The sequence below is a fragment of the Streptomyces sp. NBC_00576 genome (genome assembly GCF_036345175.1).
Classification (GTDB): domain Bacteria; phylum Actinomycetota; class Actinomycetes; order Streptomycetales; family Streptomycetaceae; genus Streptomyces.
Window position 1 is genome coordinate 9,156,533 of record NZ_CP107780.1, and the last position, 19,730, is coordinate 9,176,262.

Consider the following 19,730-nt stretch of genomic DNA (forward strand, 5'->3'; position numbering starts at 1 on the left):
ACGATCGGTCCGCTTGGACAGATGACGGTGTGACAGAGGGGCGCTCATGAGCACCATGGAGTCGAACGGACATGTGCAGGAGGAGTCGACGGCGACGGGGCGGCGGGCGCTGCTCGGAGCCGCGATGCTGGGTGCGGGCGGCGCGGCCGTCGGGTTGCCCGGCTCGGCGAGAGCCGACGCCCGGGACGCCAGGCGGAATGCGCGGCAGGACGCGAAGCACGGAGGCGGTGGCTTGAAGAGCCTGCCCGTACCGACGATCATCGGCCACCGGGGTGCCAGCGGCTACCGCCCGGAGCACACCTTCGGCTCGTACCAACTGGCCCTCGACCTGGGCGCGGACATCGTCGAGGCCGGTGACCTGGTCCCCACCAAGGACGGCCACATCGTCTGCCGCCACGAGCCCGAGATCGGCGGGACGACCGACGTCGCCGACCACCCCGAGTTCGCGAGCCGCAGGACGACCAAGGTCCTGGACGGGGTCTCCCTCACCGGCTGGTTCACCGAGGACTTCACCCTCGCCGAGCTGAAGAGGCTGCGCGCGGTCGAGCGTATTCCGGACTACCGTCCGCACAACACCCTCTACAACGGCCGCTGGGAGATCCCCACCTTCGAGGAGGTCCTCCGCTGGCAGGACGAGCAGACCCGCAAGCGCGGCAAGCAGGTCTGGATCTACCCCGAGACCAAGCACCCCACCTACTTCCGGGCGCTCGGCCTGGGCCTGGAGGAGCGGGTCGCGAAGCTGCTGCGCAAGTACGGCAAGGACAAGAAGAACTCGCCGGTCATCCTCCAGTCCTTCGAACCGACCAGCATCCAGCGCCTCAACCGGCTGGTCGCCAACCCGCTCGTCGTGCTCCTCTCGGCCGCGAACACCCAACCCTGGGACTTCGTGACGACCGGCGACCCGCGCACGGTCGCCGACCTGATCAAGCCGGCCGGCCTGAAGGAGATCGCCTCGTACGCGCAGGGCATCGGCCCGACCCTCGACCTGGTCATCCCGAAGGACTCGACGGGCGCGCTCACCTCACCGACCACCCTGGTCGCGGACGCGCACAGGGCGGGCCTGATCCTGCATCCGTACACCATGCGCAACGAGAACCCCTTCCTGCCGGCGAACTTCCGCAAGGGCACGGACGCGGACGCGTACGGAGACGTCTTCGGCGCGTACCGGACATACTTCGCGACGGGCATCGACGGCGTCTTCACGGACAACGCGGACACGGGCGTGCTGGCCCGCGCGGACTTCGTGAATGGCTGAATGGCTGAACCGGAGAACGACTGAACCAGAGAACGACTGATCAAAGAGCGGCTGAGGGGTCTCGTCAACGGCTGACCGACCGGCCCCGGTTGGGGTGACAACGGGCCGCCCCGGCAACCTCCTGCCGGGGCGGCGGCGTCGTGCCGCATATGACCCACGACATGGTTTCCGCCCTGAGCCCCCTGCTCGCCGCCGAGGCCTCGGCGGAGGCATATGCCTACGGTGCCGAACCGAGTGACCTGGAACAGGCCGTCTGGCTCCGTCTCCTGGAACGCCTCGACTCCGACGGGCCGCCGGCCGACCCGCAGAACTGGCTCCGTCGGGCCGTCCGCTCCGAGGCCCGCCGCAACCGTCGTACCGCCCGCATCGAACGGCCGTACGGCGACCAGCCCGCGGCCGACGACGGCCCGGGCCCCGAGCAACTCGCCCTCGCCGCCGCCCGGCACCGTGCTCTGCGCGACGCGGTGCGCAGGCTGCCCGGCCGCTGCCCGAGCCTGATGGAGGCCCTGCTGTCGCCCAAGGACCTCACATACCGGGAAATCGCGGGGGAGTTGGGTATCTCACAGGGGAGTCTTGGTCCGGAACGTTCCAGATGCCTGGGATGTCTCCGTCGTTTGCTGACGCCGGAGGTTGCGGCGCGCGAAGCGCGGGGATAGGAGTGAGGACATACGACTGAGCAGGTGAGCGGGAGGCGTGCACACATGGGCATGAGCGTGACCATCTCCGTGGCGACAGAACGGGACGCCGAACAGATCTTCCGGCTGCAGTACCTGTGCTTCCAGAGCGAGGCCGCTCTGTACGGCAACTACCGGATCGATCCGCTCGTCCAGAGCCTGGACTCCGTCCGGGAAGAAGTCGGCGCGGACTGCGTCTACGTGGCGCGGCTGGGCGAGGAGGTCGTCGGCTCGGTGCGAGGCACACCGAACCCCGACGGCACGGCGTCCATCGGCAAGCTCTGCGTCCACCCCCGCCTCCAGGGCCACGGCATCGGCGCCCGCCTCCTGCGCGCGGCCGAGGCGGCGCTCGCGGAGGAACGCGGCGCCAAGAGGTTCCGCCTCAGCACGGGCCACCGCAGCGACAAGGGCCTGCGCCTGTACCGCCGGGTCGGCTACGAAACGGTAGGCACGGACAAGGGCACCGACGGCGTACCGATGATCGTCCTGGAAAAGCCGGCGGGGACGTACGCGGCAACTGCTTAGAAGCAGGGCGCTGAGAGGAGCGCCCCATAGGGGCGCGGGGAACTGCGCGACAAGCCCCCACGGGCCCGCAGTCGCGCAGAAATCTCAGCCACCCTCCCTCTGAGGCGCACGCGCTTGACGCAACCAGTACATGGCAGAGATCGGCAGCAGCACCGGAATGAACAGGTACCCCACCCCATAGTCGGACCACACGGTCGAGTCGGGAAACGCGGACGGCTCGACCAAGGTCCACGTACCCACGACCAACACGCCGACAAGCTCCCCGGCGCAACAGGCCAGCGCAGCGCGTCGCGCCGTCTCCCCGCCCCGCACCAGTGAGTACGTGATGAACCCGTACACCACCCCGGCGACAGCCGACAGCGAGTAGGCAAGCGGCGCATGCCCGAACTCGGTCGAGATCTGCACGGCGGACCGCGACACCGCACCGACGACCATCACGCCGTACAGCCAGACCAGCAGCATCCCCGGCCCGCTGATGAGCCGCTTCCGCACCGGCTTCCCCTCCGCGGGCTCAGCCGTGGACTCGGCCATGGGCTCCTCCGTGGTGGCCATCTCACCCTCCCCAGATGTCATAGAGCCGTACCTCCAGTACGGCCAGCACCACTCCGCCCGCGGCGACCGTCACCGAGCCCCAGCGGGTGCGTTCCGCCAGCGACATGAACCCCGTCACCGGCACGCACGCCAGTGCGCCCAGCAGATACGCCACGAAGATCGTCGTACCCTGCTCCGGCTTCTCGCCCCGTGCGAGCTGGACGATGCCGACCACCAACTGGACCACGGTGAGCAGCGTGACCACGCCCATGCCGATGAAGTGCCAGTCCTTGGTGGGCTGATCGCGAGAGGCGGCCCAGCCGCACCAGGCGGCGAGCGCGAGAGCGGCGACGGCGGTCGCGACCGTCAGGGCATCAAGCATGCCGTGACCCTATTACGGCTCAAAATGCCTGGTGCGGTCGGCCCCGTGGGGTCGCCCCGCAGGAACGGCCGCCGTGGAACCTGTCCGGAATATGGACGGGCATGAGACGCGCATTCTTGGCCGCGTCCATACGTCTGCTTTACTGATCGCATGACCACTTCGAGCAGCCGCACCCTTGCGACCGAGGCGACCCTGACGCCCGGTGCTCGTTGTATGTGTCGAATGTGCGCCTTCTAGAGGCCCCTCGCACCACCCCCTGAGCCTCGCCCCCGAAGCGAGCCGCCGTGGCATGTCCGTACGCCGCAGCCGTATGACTCCTGAGACTCATACCCGGCCCATGCGCGTACGTGACAGACCCGAGCCGCGCACATCCTCTTCCATGTCCGGGCACACCCACGCCCGCGCACTCGACAGTGACGGAAACCCCTGTGATCACCACGTCCGGCCTCACGAAGGTCTACCGCTCCCGCGGTCGTGAAGTCACCGCCCTCGACGGCGTCGACCTGCACGTCCGCGAAGGCGAGGTGTACGGCGTCATCGGCCAGTCCGGCGCCGGCAAGTCCTCGCTCATCCGCTGCGTCAACCTCCTCGAACGCCCCACCGCCGGCACGGTCACCGTCGCCGGACAGGACCTCACCGCCCTGGCCGGGCGCGGACCCAGGGCCGGGCGGGAACTGCGCCGGGCACGCAGCCGTATCGGCATGGTCTTCCAGCACTTCAACCTGCTCTCCACCCGGACCGTCCAGGACAACGTCGAGCTGCCGCTCGAAATCCTCGGTACGTCGGGCAAGGAGCGGTCCCGCAAGGCGCTGGACCTGCTCGACCTCGTCGGCCTCTCCGACCAGGCCAAGGCCTACCCGGCCCAGCTGTCCGGCGGCCAGAAGCAGCGCGTCGGCATCGCCCGTGCCCTCGCCGGCGACCCCAAGGTGCTGCTCTCCGACGAGGCCACCAGCGCCCTCGACCCGGAGACCACCCGCTCGATCCTCCAACTGCTCCGCGACCTGAACCGGCAGTTGGGGCTCACCGTGCTGCTCATCACCCACGAGATGGACGTCGTCAAGTCCATCTGCGACTCGGCCGCGCTCATGGAGAACGGGCAGATCGTCGAGTCCGGCACCGTCAGCGAACTGCTCGCCACCCCCGGCTCCGAACTGGCCGCCGCGCTCTTCCCGGTGAGCGGCGAAGCCTCCGGGGACGACCGCACGGTCATCGACGTCACCTTCCAGGGGGACGCGGCCGCCAGGCCCGTCATCTCGCAGCTCTCGCGCACGTACAACATCGACATCTCGATCCTCGGCGCCGCGATGGACACCGTCGCGGGCAGGCAGGTCGGCCGCATGCGCATCGAACTCCCGGGCGGCTACGAGGAGAACGTGGTACCGATCGGCTTCCTGCGCGAGCAGGGCCTGCAGATCGATGTCGTCGAACGGGCGGACCAGGAGTCCGTGCTGGTGAAGGACGGTGCCAAGTGACCTGGTCCGAAATGCGGCCGCTGCTTGAGCAGGCGTGTTGGGACACCCTCTACATGGTCGGCTGGTCCACGCTGATCGCCGTCGTCGGCGGGCTTCCGCTCGGCATCCTGCTGGTCCTGACCGACCGCGGCGGACTCCTGCAGAACGCCCTCGCCAACAAGGTCATCGGACAGGTCGTGAACGTCGCCCGCTCGATGCCGTTCATCATCCTGATGGTCGCGCTGATGAGCTTCACGCGGACCGTCACCGGCACGACGATCGGCCGTGAGGCCGCCATCGTGCCGCTCGCCATCGGCGCGATCCCGTTCTTCGCGCGCCTCGTCGAGACAGCTGTCCGCGAAGTGGACCACGGGCTCGTCGAGGCCGTACAGGCCATGGGCGGCAACACCTGGACCGTCGTCCGCAGGGTCCTCGTACCCGAGTCCCTGCCCTCGCTGATCTCGTCGGCCACCACGACCGTCGTCGCCCTCATCGGCTACTCCGCGATGGCCGGCACGGTCGGCGCGGGCGGCCTCGGCGACATCGCCATCCGATACGGCTACCAGCGCTTCGAGACCGGGCTGATGTGGATCACCGTGGCCGTTCTCGCGGTCGTCATCTCGGTCATCCAGTTCGCCGGCGACTACACGGCCCGCAGGCTGCACCGGCGCGGCGGCGGTTCCGGCGGAGCGCCCAAACTCCGTCTACTGAAGGCCGGGCCCAAGGCGACCGCGACCGAGGAACCCGCCACCACGGATGTCGGCAAGGCCGCCTGAAGGCTGCCCGAGCGCTGCCGAGCACCCCTCTCTCACCACGCCCACCCACCCGCAGATTTCCCCGTACCACCCATCACGGGGACAGTCACACCCTCATGGAAAGGCACTTTTCGTGCGTAACGCCACAAAGCTCACCACTGCCGTCCTCGCTGCCGGAGCCCTCACCCTGGGCCTGACGGCCTGCGGCTCGGACAAGGAATCCGCCGCCTCCGACACCAGCGGCCCGCTGGTCGTCGCCGCGAGCCCCACCCCGCATGCGGAAATCCTCACCTATGTGAAGGACAACCTGGCGAAGAAGGCGGGCCTCGACCTGGAGGTCAGGGAGTTCACCGACTACGTGACGCCGAACACGGCGACCGAAGACGGCTCGGTGGGTGCCAACTACTTCCAGAACCAGCCGTACCTCGACGACTTCAACAAGAAGAACGGCACCCACATAGCGCCGGTCGTCACGGTCCACCTGGAACCGCTCGGCCTCTACTCCCACAAGGTCAAGAGCGCGGACGCCCTGAAGAGCGGTGCCACCGTCGCCGTCCCGAACGACAGCGTGAACGAGGCGCGCGCCCTCAAGCTGCTCGCCGCGAACGGGATCATCACGCTCAAGGACGGCGTGGGCAACGAGGCGACACCCGCCGACATCACCGAGAACCCGAAGAACCTCAAGTTCAAGGAGCTGGAGGCGGCCCAGACCCCGCGCTCCCTGGACGATGTCGACGCCGCGGTGATCAACGGCAACTACGCCCTCGAAGCCGACCTCTCGCCCGCGAAGGACGCCCTCGTCTCGGAGTCCCCCAAGGACAACCCGTACGGCAACTTCCTTGCCGTGAAGAAGGGCAACGAGGACGACCCCCGGGTCGCGAAGCTGGCGAAGCTGCTCACCTCCGCCGAGGTCAGGAAGTTCATCGAGGACAAGTACGACGGTGCCGTGATCCCGTCCTTCTAGACCCTTACCGACACGTACGGGGTCCACTCGCTCACCCGGAGTGGACCCCGTGCTGTGGTTCCGGAGCCGCATGCTGCATGCTGGGCAGTTCGGCAGGCCGCGTAGGTTTGTAGGTTTGTAGGTCTGCAGGTTTCGACGGCTACGGAGTGGCGCATGACGAGCACCTTCCCCAACATCTCCATCAGCACGGAGCGGTTGGTACTGCGCCCCCTCGACGAGGACGACATCCCCGCGCTGGCCGAGATGATGAACGACGAACAGGTCGCCGCCTGGACCGACGTCCCCCAGCCCTTCACCGAGGACGCGGCCCACGCCTGGATCACCGAGTACGCGCCCGCCGAACGCACCGGGGGTCGCGGCCTCGACTTCGCCGTCACCGAGTTCCTCACCCAGCGCCTCGTCGGCATCGTCCAGCTGGCCAAGACGGACTGGCACATCCGGTCCACCGAACTGTCGTACGTCATCGCCCCCTGGGCGCGCGGCGAGGGATACGCCTCCGAGGCCGCGCTCGCCACCTCCCAATGGGTGCTCGGCGACCAGAAGTTCGAGCGTGTCGAACTGCGCACGGCCGCCGACAACACCGCCTCCCAGCAGGTCGCCCAGAAGATCGGCTGTATCAGCGAGGGCGTCCTGCGGAGCGCCTGTATAGCCCACGTCCGCACCGAGGACGGCACCTGGACCGACGTACGCACCGACTTCATCGTGTGGAGCCTGCTGCCCGAGGACCTCGAAGGGGCCGACGGGGAACTGGCCGACACCGGCGGTTTCACGTCGTACTCCGACTGGAACTGACAGTCGGCAGCGGCTCCCGGCATACCAGGTACGCTCACGGAGCCCCGTAGCGGCCGACTGTGTACGGGATGTCCCTTGTTCCACGACGCCCCGCGCGAACCCTCTGGAGACTGACGACGATGGCCGACCGGGTCACGGTGATCGGCTGGGACGGCTCGCCCCTGACCGCCACGGCGCGCTCCGCCCTCGGCGCCGCCACTCTGGTGGCCGGCGCGGCCCACCACCTCGCGCTCCCCGAAGTGCCCCCGGCCGCCGAACGCGTCCGCCTCGGCAGCGTCGCCCTCGCCGCCCGCCGCATCGCCGGCCATCGCGGCACCGCCGTCGTCCTCGCCGACGGAGACCCCGGCTTCTTCGGCGTCGTACGGACTCTGCGCAACCCCGAGTTCGGCCTGGAGGTAGAGGTCGTCCCCGCTGTGTCCCCGGTGGCCACCGCGTTCGCCCGCGCGGGTATGCCCTGGGACGACGCCCAGGTGGTCGTGGCCCACCGCCGCACCCTGCGCCGGGCGGTCAACGTGTGCCGCGCACACGCCAAGGTGGCCGTCCTCACCTCACCCGGCGCGGGCCCCGCCGAACTCGGCCTGCTCCTCGACGGAGTCCACCGCACCTTCGTCATCTGCGAGGAACTGGGCACCGAGCGCGAACAGATCACCGTCCTCACCTCCGACAAGGCCGCCGACCGCATCTGGCGCAACCCGAACGTCGTCATCGTCATCGGCCCCGCCGCCGCGAGCGGCGACAGCGGCTGGCTCGCCGGCCGCGACCCGGCGGCGGGCCCGCGCGGCTGGGCCCTGCCCACCGAGGCGTACGGCCACAGCTCCACCGCGGGTGGTCCGCCCGCCCCCGGCGAGGGTGAGACGGAGCTGCTGCGGGCCGCCCAACTCGCCCGTCTGGGACCGCGCGTGGGCGACCTCGTCTGGGACATCGGCTGCGGCAACGGCGCCTTCGCCACCGACGCGGCCCGCAGCGGCGCCGCCGTCATCGCCGTCGACCGGACCGTGGAGGCCTGCGCCCGCACCGACTTCGCCGCCCGCCGCTTCGGCGTCCAGCTCCAGATCGTGCGCGGCGAGGCCCCGCACATCCTGGAGGACCTCCCCGAGCCCGATGTCGTCCGCGTCGGCGGCGGGGGAGCGGCGGTGGTCTCCGCGGTCGCCGACCGGCGTCCGCAGCGCATCGTGACCCACGCGGCGACCCGCGACGACGCCGAACTCGTCGGCCGCGATCTGACCGAGCACGGCTACCAGGTCGAGTGCGCCCTGCTCCAGTCCGTCGAACTCGACACCCGCACCTGGACGGAGAAGGAACGGAGCGTCGCGTTCCTGCTCAGCGGAGTCCTGCCCGACCGCGCGCCCTGATGCCGGTTGCCGTCCCGTGATCCTGTTGTCGTACTGCGCGCGGTAGGCTGGCCGACCGTTGCACTGCACTCGGTGGCCCGGCGCTTCGTAGCCCAATGTCCGGAAAGCACACCCGTTTTGGGGTGAGTGTGGTACGGCGGAACCGGTGGGGCGCGCAACGTGGCGCAGTCCACAGCGGACCGTGGCGGATCAGGCTGCCGCTACGGCGGAACGGCCGCAAGAATGCCAGTTGATGGCGACAATGCCAGTTAGTGGCTTTGTCGTCTTTCTGGGACGGGTCGTTCGTGCCGCTTGGCGCGCATGCTCGTTCTTCACTACGGGGCGATCGGTGAGCCGTTACGGGTGAGCTGGTCGTAGAAGCACTAACCGATGGGCGAGGGGTTCGCATGACCGACACCGGCCAGGTCCCGGCCGAGGGACTGCCGGAGAACGCAGGCATGGTGGAACAGCCGGGCGTTGCCACGCACGGTGCGTACACCTACCTCTCCGAGACCACCGCCGAGGACGAAGACCTGCTGCTGCTCCCGGGCGCCCAGAGCGCGTGGGGCAACGAGGTCGCTCCGCCCGCACCGGCGCCCGTCGTGGAGGCCGTGCACGAGCCCGGCCCGCACGAGACCGGTGGCCGTGACAGCGGCTCGGTCGACCTGACCGCGGTCCGCTTTCCGGCCTCGGTCGCCACCCCCCAGGCGACGGCGCCGATCACGCCCCGCCGCCCGCTGCACCTCGGCCCGCCGACCCCCGACGCCTCGGCGAGCCCGGTCCGCTCCCTGGCCGACCGGGGCCCGGCGGGTACGCCCGCACCGGTACGCCAGTTCGGCACGCCCGCGCCGGCCCCCGGTCCCGAATACCTCGACGCACCCCCTCTGCCCGCCGACCCGGTCCCGCAGGGCGCGGCTCCATGGGGCGCCCAGGCCCAGGCTCACGCAGCTGTACAGGCCGCGCCGGCCCCGCTGCTGGTGAGCGAGGGGGCGCACCCCGCGGAAACGGTTGCTCCACTCCTCGCCGAGACCCCGGCACCGGAGCCGGTGCCCGAGCCGACCGAGGCCCCGGAGCCGGTGGAGCCTGAGCCGACGCTCCAGGAAGTGACTCCGGAGGCGGCGTACGAGGGGCCGGAGGGCGCCTATGAGACGCCCGAGCCCGTTCACTCGCCGGAGAGCGCGTACGCCTTTGAGGTCCCCCCGCTTCCGGAGCCCCCCGCGGCGATTCCCGCAGCAGAGGGCCCCGAGGCCGGCGGCGGCTTCCCGGCGACCCCGGTGACCCCCGAGGTGGCGCAGGCTCCGCAGGAGGCCGAGGGCGCCGTGACGGAGTCCGAGGACGCCCTGATCGTCGTACCGGAGGTGGAACCCGTACTGGACGAGCCGGTACTGGACGAGCCGGTACTGGACGAGCCCGTACTGGGCGCCCCGGTCGTACCGGAAGAGCCGGTTGTGCCGGACCTGCAGGTCGTGCCGGACGCGGTGCTGGCCCCGGAGGCCCAGTTCATCTCCGAGGCCCACCAGGAGGCGGTCCCGCAGATCGTCCCTCAGGCCGCCCCTGAGAGCGAGCCGCAGGCAGTCCACCCCGGCGCACACGTCGACGCCCCGGACGTCCCCATGGGGGAGTTCCCGACTCCGCCCGCTGCGGAGGAGCCCCCGGTTGCCCACTTCGCGGACCCGGCGCCCCACCTGGCGGACGCTGCCCTTCAGGTGACCGAGGCCGCCCCGCTCGCGGAACCCCAGCCCGAGGCCGTACCGGCGGCGGCGCCCGCCCCTGTACTGGAGAACGCCGGGCACCTCCCTGCCGAGGCGCAGCCCGCCGTCGCCGCGGAGGCAGCGGAAGTACTGGCAGCCACGCCCGAAGCCGTACTCGCACCGGCTGTCCCGAACGACCCGGAGCCCACGCCGGCCGCGCCCGCGACCCCCGCCCCGGAACCCGTTGTCGTTGACGCCCTCGTGGCCGAGCAGTTCGCGGAGCCCGCCGAGGAGCCCACCCCGTTCGCCGAGCCGCAACCGGCCGAGCCGGTCGACGAGCCCCAGCTGGTGGCCGAGCCGCCGTTGGCCGAGCCGGTGGACGAGTTCGTCCCGGTGGACGGCACTGTGCCCAACGCCCCGCACCTGGCCCCGACACCCCCGCACGCCCTCGTCCTCCCCCCGGAGAACGAACCCGCGCCCGCACCGGCCGAGGCCGCGGTCCCAGCCCCCCGTGAGGCGGACCCGGCCCCCGACCCGGTGGCGGCGGTCCTGGCCGAGGAGCCCGAAGCCGCTCCCGACCCTGAACCCGATGTCGTACAGGTGGCACAGCAGGCGGACGACCTGGACACAAGGGCCGCCGACCAGGAAGAGAGCGAAGAGAGCACGGCCGCAGTGGAAGCCGCAGTGGAAGAGGTACGACAGTCCACCGGCCCTGCCGCCCCCGGCTACAACGACGCCGAGCGCGAGGCCGTGCTCAAGGTCATGCGCGAGCGCCGGGACATCCGCAACGGCTTCCGCAGCGACCCGATCCCGCACGACGTACTGCTGCGCGTGCTGGAGGCGGCCCACACGGCGCCGTCCGTCGGCCACTCGCAGCCCTGGGACTTCGTCGTGATCCGCTCGGCGGAGACCCGCGGCACGATGCACGAACTGGCCGCGCGCCAGCGGGAGGCGTACGCCAAGTCGCTGCCCAAGGGCCGCGCGAAGCAGTTCAAGGAACTGAAGATCGAGGCCATCCTCGACACGCCGGTGAACATCGTCGTGACCGCCGACCCGACCCGCGGCGGCCGCCACACCCTCGGCCGGCACACGCAGCCGCAGATGGCCCCCTACTCCTCCGCGCTCGCGGTCGAGAACCTGTGGCTCGCGGCCCGCGCCGAGGGCCTCGGCGTCGGCTGGGTCAGCTTCTTCGACGAGCGGGAGATGGTCCGGGCGCTGGGCCTGCCCGAACATCTGGAGGTCGTGGCGTACCTCTGCGTCGGCTACGTCGACGAGTTCCCGGAGGAGCCCGAGCTGATGCAGGCGGGCTGGTCCAAGCGCCGCCCGCTGTCGTGGGTCGTGCACGAGGAGACGTACGGCCGTCGGGCGTTGCCCGGTGAGGAGCCGCACGACCTGCTCGCCGAGACCGTCGCCAACATCCGCCCACTGGACGCAAAGGCGCTCGGTGAGGCGTGGGAGCGGCAGAAGCGCATGACGAAGCCGGCGGGCGCCCTCGGCATGCTGGAGATCATCTCCGCGCAGCTGTCTGGGTTGTCCCGGATGTGCCCGCCCCCGATCCCCGAGCCGGCCGCAGTAGCGATCTTCGCGGGCGACCACGGAGTGCACGCCCAGGGCGTCACCCCCTGGCCGCAGGAGGTGACCGCGCAGATGGTCGCCAACTTCCTTGGCGGCGGCGCGGTCTGCAACGCCTTCGCGAACCAGGTGGGCGCCGAGGTCTGCGTGATCGACGTGGGCGTGGCCTCGGACCTGCCCGCCACCCCCGGACTGCTGCCGCGCAAGATCCGCGCGGGCACGTCCGACATGACGACCGGCCCCGCGATGACCCGCGAGGAGGCCAAGGCGGCCATCGAGGTGGGCATCGAGACGGCCCGCGACCTGGTGGCGGCCGGCAACAAGGCTCTGCTCACGGGCGAGATGGGCATCGCGAACACCACGGCTTCGGCCGCCCTGATCTCGGTCTTCACGGACACGGATCCGGCCGAGGTCACGGGCCGGGGCACCGGCATCAACGACGAGACCCTCGCCCGCAAGACCGAGGTCGTCCGCCGTGCCATCGACTTCCACCAGCCGGACCCGGCCGACCCGATCGGCGTCCTGTCGGCGATCGGCGGATTCGAACACGCGGCCATGGTCGGCCTCCTCCTCGGCGGCGCCTCCCTCCGTACGCCGGTGATCCTGGATGGCGTCAGCGCCGGCGCCGCCGCCCTGGTGGCCCGTGCGATCGCCCCCGAGGTCCTGGCCGCGTGCATCGCGGGCCACCGCAGCGCGGAGCCGGGCCATGTGGCGGCCCTGAACAAGCTGGGCCTGCGCCCCCTCGTCGACCTGGACCTCCGCCTGGGCGAGGGCACAGGCGCACTACTGGCCCTGCCGCTGGTCCAGAGCACAGCGAGGGCGATGCACGAGGTGGCGACGTTCGACTCGGCGGGAGTAACGGAGAAGTAGGACCTCTTTTCGGCGGCGCCGCGCGGCTGTGGGCAGTCGTTCCGCTGAGGCGGAACGGGTGGGCACAGTCGCCATCGGACCCGCACCTACCGGGGGGTTCCGGGGGTGGAGCCCCCGGTCCGGGAAGGGGCGGGCTTGGGGAAGAAGAACCCCCAACCCGAGCCCCCACCCCACCCGCACCGTAAAATGCGCACGTCAGGACCCGTGCCAAAACAAGGACACAGGGCTCCGATCAGAACCACCGCACGAGGGAGCCGCACCCCCATGGCCGAACACCCCGCCTACCCCGTAGGCCTCCGCCTCACCGGCCGCCGAGTGGTGGTCCTGGGCGCAGGCCAGGTAGCCCAGCGCCGCCTCCCCGCCCTCATCGCAGCGGGCGCGGACATCCTCCTCGTATCGCCGGAGGCAACCCCCTCCGTGGAGGCGATGGCGGACGCGGGCGAACTCACCTGGGAGCGCCGCCCCTACGCGGACGGCGACCTGGCGGACGCCTGGTACGCCCTGATCGCCACCAGCGACGCCCAGGCCAACGCCCACGCCTCCGCCGAAGCGGAGCGCAGCCGCGTCTGGTGCGTCCGCTCCGACGACGCCGACGCGGCGACGGCCTGGACCCCGGCCACCGGCCACAGCGAGGGTGTCACGGTCGCCATCCTCACCACGGACGCCAAGGGCCGCGACCCCCGCCACACCGCCGCCATCCGGGACGCGGTCGTCGAGGGCCTGCGCGACGGCACACTCGTCGCGCCCCACCACCGCACCCGCGCCCCCGGCGTCGCTCTGGTCGGCGGCGGCCCCGGCGACCCGGACCTGATCACGGTCAGGGGCCGCCGTCTGCTCGCCGAGGCGGACGTCGTCATCGCGGACCGGCTCGGCCCGCGCGACCTCCTCGCCGAACTGCCCCCGCACGTCGAGGTGATCGACGCGGCGAAGATCCCGTACGGCCGTTACATGGCCCAGGAGGCCATCAACAACGCGCTGATCGAACACGCGAAGCTGGGCAAGCGGGTCGTAAGGCTGAAGGGCGGCGACCCGTACGTCTACGGCCGCGGCATGGAGGAGGTCCTGGCGCTGGCCGAGGCGGGCGTCGCCTGCACGGTGGTCCCCGGCATCTCCAGCTCGATCTCGGTCCCGGGCGCGGCCGGCATCCCGGTCACGCATCGCGGGGTCGCCCACGAGTTCACGGTGGTCAGCGGCCATGTCGCCCCTGACGACGAACGCTCCCTCGTCGACTGGCCGTCCCTCGCGAAGCTGACCGGCACGCTCGTCGTCCTCATGGGCGTCGACAAGATCGGCCGGATCGCGGAGACCCTGGTCGCGCACGGCAAGTCCCCGGACACACCGGTCGCCCTGGTCCAGGAGGGCACGACAGCGGCCCAGCGTCGCGTCGACGCGACGCTCGCGACGGTCGCCGAGACGGTCCGTACGCAGGACGTGAAGCCCCCTGCGGTGATCGTGATCGGCGCGGTCGTGAACGTAGGCCCGGAGGCATTGCTGTAACCCCCGGTAACACAATCCGTTCCCAGCCGTTGGCACCGCACCCAGGACAAGGCAGTATCACCTCTGTGGCCGATCTCATCACCGTCGAGGACCCCGACGACCCGCGCCTGCGCGACTACACGGGCCTGACCGACGTCGAACTGCGCCGCAAACGTGAGCCCGCGGAGGGCCTCTTCATCGCCGAGGGCGAGAAGGTCATCAGACGGGCCAAGGACGCCGGTTACGAGATGCGCTCGATGCTCCTGTCCGCGAAGTGGGTCGACGTCATGCGCGACGTCATCGACGAACTCCCGGCCCCGGTGTACGCGGTCAGCCCGGAGCTCGCCGAACGCGTCACCGGCTACCACGTGCACCGTGGCGCCCTCGCCTCCATGCAGCGCAAGCCGCTCCCGACGGCGCACGAACTCCTGCAGACGGCACGTCGGGTGGTGGTCATGGAGTCGGTCAACGACCACACCAACATCGGCGCGATCTTCCGCAGCGCCGCCGCCCTCGGCATGGACGCGGTCCTCCTCTCCCCGGACTGCGCGGACCCCCTGTACCGGCGGAGCGTCAAGGTCTCGATGGGCGCGGTGTTCTCCGTCCCGTACGCCCGCCTGGACAGCTGGCCCAAGAGCCTGGACTCGGTCCGCGAGGCGGGCTTCACGCTCCTGGCCCTCACCCCCGACGAGAAGGCCAAGACCCTCGACGAGACCGCCCCGCACAAGATGGACCGCGTCGCCCTGATGCTCGGCGCGGAGGGCGACGGCCTCTCCACCCAGGCCCTGGTGGCCGCCGACGAATGGGTCCGCATCCCGATGGCCCACGGCGTCGACTCCCTCAACGTGGGCGCGGCGGCCGCGGTCGCCTTCTACGCGGTGGCGACGGGCCGCCCGCATCCCTGAGCCGAGCCGACGCGGACAGGGCCCCGAACGTCAGCCGGTGTTGGCGTCCGGCCCCGACCGGGGCGGCCCGGGCGCCAACGGCCCACCGCCACCACCGGACTTGCCGTCCATCTGCACCTGCTGTTCCTGACGCTGCTGCTCCCGCCCGCCTCCGCTGCGCCCGCTGTCGTCCCCGAGCCCACGGCTGGGACCCTGACACCCCTGAGCGGCCGCGATCCCCAGGGCCACCAGCAGCGTCACCACGACGAACACGAACAACCGCTGCCGCAGCAGTCGCGGATTGGCCGGCCGCCGCCCGGTCCCCGTGCCACGCGGCCCCGGACGCCCCGTACCACTGCGAGGCCCGGGACGGTTGCCGGAACCGGTCGTGTTCCGGGAGCCCGGAACCGGCCGTGCCCCGGAACGGGACGAGGGGGCGCCCCCGCGCGCGACCCCGCCACTCCGCGACGGACTGTCCCCCCGCGAGCCACCGCCGCCCCCGCGCGACCTGGACGTACCGGATGTCCCTGAGGCGGGCCCCTGAGGACGCCGCTGGGACTGGGACGGGGACTGCGAGTGAGGCTGCGTCTGGGAGTGATAGGGGGGCCGCTGGTCCGGATAACTCTCGGTGAGCCGCCCCGTCGGCCGGTCCGCCTCGGCGGCACGTGGCCCGGGCGGCCGTACGTCCGCCATGCCCTGCGCCTCGCGTGCCGCGATCTCCTTGAGCCGCAACGACAGTTGGAGCGTGCTCGGCCGTTCCTCGGGGTCCTTCGCCAGACACGCCCGTACGAGGGGTGCCAGCGCGTCCGGAACGCCCTGCAGGTGAGCCTCCTCGTGCACCACCCGGTACAGCATCACCTCGGAACTGCCGTGCCCGAAGGGCGAGTCGGCCATCGAGGCGTACGCGAGTGTGGCGCCCAGCGAGAACACGTCAGTGGCCGGCGTGACCGCCGCGCCGCGCACCTGTTCGGGTGCCAGGAAGCCGGGCGAGCCCACCGCCGTACCGACGTGGGTCAGTGTCGAGGCCCCGGTCGCCCAGGCGATGCCGAAGTCGATGATCCGTGGCCCCTTCGGGGACAGCAGGATGTTGGAGGGCTTCAGATCCCGGTGCACGACACCGGCCTCGTGCACCGCGACCAGCCCCTCGGCGAGGGCGGCGCCGATGGAGGCGACGTCGGCCGCGCTGAGCGATCCCTCGTCCATGACCTTGTCGTGCAGGGAGGGCCCGGGCACGTACTGCGTGGCGAACCACGGCCGGTCCGCGTCCAGGTCGGCGGCGACGAGCCGTGCCGTGCACCCACCCCTGATCCGCCGGGCCGCCGAGACCTCGCGCGCGAACCGCGAACGGAACTCCTGATCCTCCGCCAGATCGGGCCGGATCACCTTCAGCGCGACCCGCTGTCCCCGCTTGTCGGAGCCCAGATAGACAACGCCCATCCCGCCCGCGCCGAGCCGTCTGTGAAGCCTGAACGAGCCGACGACACGCGGGTCCTCGCGCCTCAGGCGCATCATCGCCATGTTCATCCCCGCTGCCCGGTCCGTTTGACGAGCGACAGCTTACGTTTCCGCGGCCGGGTGCGCGCAGAGGCCGCGCCCTCTCGTCCCGACGGATTGTCAGTGCCGGGTGGGAGACTTGAGAGGTGGTCAGGGGGCGCGCGAACAGGGCGGCTTGACGGCGCGTGTGATCCCAACCACCCGTCACAGAAGGGGGATTGGACCCGTGAAGGGTGACCGTGTGGAGATAGTCGTGGATGCCGGGGACACGACACGTACCTATGAGGTGGTGGCCAGCAGGGCGGGCCGCCGGGTGGAGACGGCGGTGCGCCGAGGGGTTGTGGAAGTGAGCGAAGTCACCAGGAACGGATCAGTCGTCCGCACAGCTCGCTTCATGGCGAACCGTGTCCTGGCGCTGGTGGAGCAGCCGGTGCCGAGGGAGGACAGCTCGGAACAGTAGGGACATGCCGGGCACCCCTTCCGGGAAGACCCTGAGACCTAGGACTCCGTCTCCACCCAGGGGAGTACTCCGCAGGTCACAGGTCATCCTCCGGGAGGCCCGGTAATAGGTACGAGGGCATGACGACCGGTACCCGCCGACAGCCTAGATTTGAGGTCAAGCGGCGGGTGCAGCACTCGTCCCCCGAGGTCAGACACCCGCCGCTGCCAACCAACAAGAGAACGGTCAGGGAGAGGGACCAATGGCCCACACGGCATCGCGGACGGCGCTCCGCACACAGGGACGCAAGGCGTACGTCGCCGCGTTCCGCCCGCGCCGACAGGGCCAGCGCCACCCTCTGGTGGCGACAGCCATGGTCCTCCCCCTGGCAGCCCTGCTCGTGGTCGTCTTCGGCGGCTGGGAAGCAGTGGTCACACAAGCGTCGTCCGTGGGAGTGATGCTGGGGCGCTGAGCGGCGACCCCAGGCCCGGAAGAGCGGTCCGGGCGGGGACATCCACCCATGAAACCCCGTGGGGACGGGGGTGCGGCGGACGGCAAAAAATGCCCGCGCAGCTGGGGAGCTGCGCGGGCATTGCTTTGCCCCTTTCAGCCGGAGCCCTGTTTCCCAACCACCCGCCCCGTCCCAGCCCGTCCGGCGTTCGAGGACGAGGCCGTTCAGGCCGAAGGGGGTCTGGGGCGCGGCCCCAGCGGGGCCGAAGGGGCGCAGCCCCTGGGGATGGGACGGGTAGGGGCGGCGGGGGCGAAACACCCCACCGCACCCGGCACCGTACCCTCGCGACCAGACCCACCCGCGCTTCAGGGAGCCCCGTGACCGCCACCCCCTTGCTCTCCGCCCTCACCACCCGAGCCAAGGCCAAGGCCCACTCACGCACCCAACCCTGCCCCTGCGGCGCAGCCACCCTCACCGACCGCCCCGACGGCACCGTCGTCCGCCACGCCGACACCGTCGCGAAGGCCCACGCCCCGGACACCGCCCCCGCCGAACTCACCGCCCGCCTCTCCGCCGCCGCCCACCTCCCCGGCGTACTCCTGCCCCCGCTCAGCCCGACGCCCGTCGAACTGCACGGCAGACTCGTGACGTTCTGGCCGTACGGCGACCCGGTCGACCCGGAGGACCCGGACGCGGCCCCCTGGGAGGAGGCCGCCACCCTCCTCGCCCGCCTCCACAAGACCGCCGCGCCGCCCGGACTGCCGCCCATGCGCGGCCCGGCCAAAGCGGCCCGCGCCATCGCCCGCCTCCGAGCCACCACCCCGCAGCCGGCCACCGAGCCCGTCCTGCACGCCTGGGCGGCCCTCCCGGCCTGGGCCAGAGCCGAGGCCCCCGCCCCGGACCTTCCCGGCCAGCCGCCCCACCCGACCCTCTGCCACGGCGACCTCCACCTCGGCCAGCTCGTCCGCCACCCCGCCCCGGACGGCCCCTGGCTGCTCATCGACGTGGACGACCTGGGCATCGGCACCCCCGCCTGGGACCTGGCCCGCCCGGCCGCCTGGTACGCCTGCGGACTGCTCCCGCCCGACGAGTGGACCCGCTTCCTCACCGCCTATCGCACGGCGGGCGGCCCGGCCGTACCGGCCGACGGCGACCCCTGGCCCGCGCTGGACATCGCCGCCCGCGCCCTCACCGTGCAGACGGCGGCCCTGGCGATCGTGAAGGCGACGGCGGCGGACCGCCCGCTGGACGACGTACAGCAGGCGGTTGTCGACGCATGTGCCCGAATGGGTTCGGTACCGCCCGAGTTGGCCCACGGCCACGCGAAGTAGGGTGCAACCGACCGGAGCCGGACAGAGTCTGTCCTGGTGAGAAGCGAACGCGGATCAAGAAGCAGTACCGACGGCAAGGAGTTGAGCCGAGCATGCAGTGTCCGAAGTGCCATGCGCCGATGCACACGTACAACCGCAATGGTGTCCAGATCGAGCAGTGCAGCGGCTGCCGGGGGATCTTCCTCGACTACGGCGAGCTGGAGGCGCTGACCCGCGTGGAGTCCCAGTGGTCGGGGCCGGCCGCCCCGCCGCCTCCGGCCCCGCAGGCCTACCCGGCCGCTCCGGCACCCGCGTGGGGCGCCCCGCAGGGCGGTCACCACGGCGGCCATGGCGGTCACTACGGCAACAAGCGCCACAAGAGCTTCGGCCACATGCTGTTCTCCAGCTGACCGGAACGACTGGCTGGAACCATGAAGAAGCCCCCGACCGTGCGAGACGGCCGGGGGCTTCTTCGGTGTGTGGACGATACTGGGATTGAACCAGTGACCTCTTCCGTGTCAGGGAAGCGCTCTCCCGCTGAGCTAATCGTCCTCGGGGCCACGACCCGAAGGCCGTGATTCATGACTACAGCGTGCGCGATACTGGGATTGAACCAGTGACCTCTTCCGTGTCAGGGAAGCGCTCTCCCGCTGAGCTAATCGCGCGGGGACCCTTGCGGATCAAGGTCCTTGCGGACCAGTGGACGATACTGGGATTGAACCAGTGACCTCTTCCGTGTCAGGGAAGCGCTCTCCCGCTGAGCTAATCGTCCTTGGAGGTGGAGACGGGATTTGAACCCGTGTAGACGGCTTTGCAGGCCGTTGCCTCGCCTCTCGGCCACTCCACCAGGAGTGCGGGGGTTCGGGAAGATCCCCCTCTTCCT

At 71.0% G+C, this 19,730-nt stretch carries 18 protein-coding genes and 4 tRNA genes; 15 read left to right on the forward strand and 7 right to left on the reverse strand.

Annotation, left to right across the window (positions count from 1 at the left end; translation table 11 throughout):
- Positions 1 to 46 precede the first annotated feature (46 nt).
- From OG734_RS39930 to OG734_RS39940, 3 genes are all read left to right on the forward strand, one after another.
- Positions 47 to 1,255, forward strand: a complete 1,209-nt coding sequence (locus tag OG734_RS39930) for a glycerophosphodiester phosphodiesterase (protein ID WP_330292288.1) — start codon at positions 47 to 49, stop codon at positions 1,253 to 1,255.
- A gap of 149 nt (positions 1,256 to 1,404) precedes the next feature.
- Positions 1,405 to 1,911 (forward strand): RNA polymerase sigma factor, encoded by a 507-nt coding sequence (locus OG734_RS39935; RefSeq protein WP_330292289.1) that lies wholly within the window; start codon positions 1,405 to 1,407, stop codon positions 1,909 to 1,911.
- A 45-nt stretch (positions 1,912 to 1,956) separates the two neighbouring features.
- Positions 1,957 to 2,454 (forward strand): GNAT family N-acetyltransferase, encoded by a 498-nt coding sequence (locus OG734_RS39940; RefSeq protein ID WP_330292290.1) that lies wholly within the window; start codon positions 1,957 to 1,959, stop codon positions 2,452 to 2,454.
- 84 nt (positions 2,455 to 2,538) lie between these two features.
- Here OG734_RS39940 and OG734_RS39945 read toward each other — a convergent pair whose 3' ends face one another.
- Together OG734_RS39945 and OG734_RS39950 are read right to left on the reverse strand one after the other, a co-directional pair.
- The gene (locus OG734_RS39945) at positions 2,539 to 2,985 is read right to left on the reverse strand and encodes a hypothetical protein (RefSeq protein WP_330293957.1); all 447 of its coding nucleotides are present in this window, start codon (positions 2,983 to 2,985) and stop codon (positions 2,539 to 2,541) included.
- Positions 2,986 to 3,007: 22 nt separating this feature from the next.
- Positions 3,008 to 3,367: a hypothetical protein gene (locus OG734_RS39950; protein ID WP_006373857.1), complete on the reverse strand. Its 360-nt coding sequence runs from the start codon at positions 3,365 to 3,367 to the stop codon at positions 3,008 to 3,010.
- Between the two features lie 428 nt (positions 3,368 to 3,795).
- On the opposite strand from OG734_RS39950, the gene OG734_RS39955 reads away from it, so the two are divergent.
- From OG734_RS39955 to OG734_RS39990, 8 genes are all read left to right on the forward strand, one after another.
- The gene (locus OG734_RS39955; protein WP_330292291.1) at positions 3,796 to 4,839 is read left to right on the forward strand and encodes a methionine ABC transporter ATP-binding protein; all 1,044 of its coding nucleotides are present in this window, start codon (positions 3,796 to 3,798) and stop codon (positions 4,837 to 4,839) included.
- Positions 4,836 to 5,594: a methionine ABC transporter permease gene (locus OG734_RS39960; RefSeq protein WP_330292292.1), complete on the forward strand. Its 759-nt coding sequence runs from the start codon at positions 4,836 to 4,838 to the stop codon at positions 5,592 to 5,594. The genes OG734_RS39955 and OG734_RS39960 overlap by 4 nt, the downstream gene beginning before the upstream one ends.
- Before the next feature lie 112 nt (positions 5,595 to 5,706).
- The gene (locus tag OG734_RS39965) at positions 5,707 to 6,537 is read left to right on the forward strand and encodes a MetQ/NlpA family ABC transporter substrate-binding protein (RefSeq protein ID WP_330292293.1); all 831 of its coding nucleotides are present in this window, start codon (positions 5,707 to 5,709) and stop codon (positions 6,535 to 6,537) included.
- A gap of 153 nt (positions 6,538 to 6,690) precedes the next feature.
- Positions 6,691 to 7,329, forward strand: coding sequence for a GNAT family N-acetyltransferase (locus tag OG734_RS39970; RefSeq protein ID WP_330292294.1), 639 nt, complete (start codon positions 6,691 to 6,693; stop codon positions 7,327 to 7,329).
- Positions 7,330 to 7,448: 119 nt separating this feature from the next.
- Positions 7,449 to 8,681 (forward strand): precorrin-6y C5,15-methyltransferase (decarboxylating) subunit CbiE, encoded by a 1,233-nt coding sequence (gene cbiE, locus OG734_RS39975; RefSeq protein WP_330292295.1) that lies wholly within the window; start codon positions 7,449 to 7,451, stop codon positions 8,679 to 8,681.
- Positions 8,682 to 9,067: 386 nt separating this feature from the next.
- Positions 9,068 to 12,793 carry a nicotinate-nucleotide--dimethylbenzimidazole phosphoribosyltransferase gene (gene cobT / locus OG734_RS39980; protein WP_330292296.1) on the forward strand — a complete coding sequence of 1,242 codons (3,726 nt, stop codon included), beginning with the start codon at positions 9,068 to 9,070 and terminating at the stop codon, positions 12,791 to 12,793.
- A 264-nt stretch (positions 12,794 to 13,057) separates the two neighbouring features.
- Positions 13,058 to 14,290 (forward strand): uroporphyrinogen-III C-methyltransferase, encoded by a 1,233-nt coding sequence (cobA, locus tag OG734_RS39985; RefSeq protein WP_330292297.1) that lies wholly within the window; start codon positions 13,058 to 13,060, stop codon positions 14,288 to 14,290.
- 65 nt (positions 14,291 to 14,355) lie between these two features.
- On the forward strand, positions 14,356 to 15,174 hold the full coding sequence (locus OG734_RS39990) for a TrmH family RNA methyltransferase (protein WP_330292298.1): 819 nt from the start codon (positions 14,356 to 14,358) through the stop codon (positions 15,172 to 15,174).
- Between the two features lie 30 nt (positions 15,175 to 15,204).
- Here OG734_RS39990 and OG734_RS39995 read toward each other — a convergent pair whose 3' ends face one another.
- Positions 15,205 to 16,677: a serine/threonine-protein kinase gene (locus OG734_RS39995; protein ID WP_330292299.1), complete on the reverse strand. Its 1,473-nt coding sequence runs from the start codon at positions 16,675 to 16,677 to the stop codon at positions 15,205 to 15,207.
- Between the two features lie 196 nt (positions 16,678 to 16,873).
- Between OG734_RS39995 and OG734_RS40000 the strand changes: the two genes are divergently transcribed.
- The 4 genes from OG734_RS40000 (at position 16,874) to OG734_RS40015 (ending at position 19,257) form a co-directional block, all read left to right on the forward strand.
- Complete coding sequence (locus OG734_RS40000; protein WP_044472070.1) at positions 16,874 to 17,107, forward strand: hypothetical protein; 234 nt, start codon at positions 16,874 to 16,876, stop codon at positions 17,105 to 17,107.
- A gap of 241 nt (positions 17,108 to 17,348) precedes the next feature.
- Positions 17,349 to 17,558 (forward strand): hypothetical protein, encoded by a 210-nt coding sequence (locus OG734_RS40005; RefSeq protein ID WP_053740242.1) that lies wholly within the window; start codon positions 17,349 to 17,351, stop codon positions 17,556 to 17,558.
- A 356-nt stretch (positions 17,559 to 17,914) separates the two neighbouring features.
- A complete protein-coding gene (locus OG734_RS40010; protein ID WP_330292300.1) occupies positions 17,915 to 18,868 on the forward strand; it encodes an aminoglycoside phosphotransferase family protein in 954 nt (317 codons plus the stop codon).
- 92 nt (positions 18,869 to 18,960) lie between these two features.
- Positions 18,961 to 19,257 carry a TFIIB-type zinc ribbon-containing protein gene (locus tag OG734_RS40015; protein WP_330292301.1) on the forward strand — a complete coding sequence of 99 codons (297 nt, stop codon included), beginning with the start codon at positions 18,961 to 18,963 and terminating at the stop codon, positions 19,255 to 19,257.
- Between the two features lie 70 nt (positions 19,258 to 19,327).
- On the opposite strand, the gene OG734_RS40020 is transcribed toward OG734_RS40015, so the two are convergent.
- The 4 genes from OG734_RS40020 to OG734_RS40035 form a co-directional block, all read right to left on the reverse strand.
- Positions 19,328 to 19,399, reverse strand: a tRNA-Val gene (locus tag OG734_RS40020).
- A gap of 41 nt (positions 19,400 to 19,440) precedes the next feature.
- A tRNA-Val gene (locus OG734_RS40025) sits at positions 19,441 to 19,512 on the reverse strand.
- 35 nt (positions 19,513 to 19,547) lie between these two features.
- A tRNA-Val gene (locus OG734_RS40030) sits at positions 19,548 to 19,619 on the reverse strand.
- A gap of 1 nt (position 19,620) precedes the next feature.
- Positions 19,621 to 19,694: transfer RNA gene (locus tag OG734_RS40035), tRNA-Cys, on the reverse strand.
- Between the last annotated feature and the right edge of the window lie 36 nt (positions 19,695 to 19,730).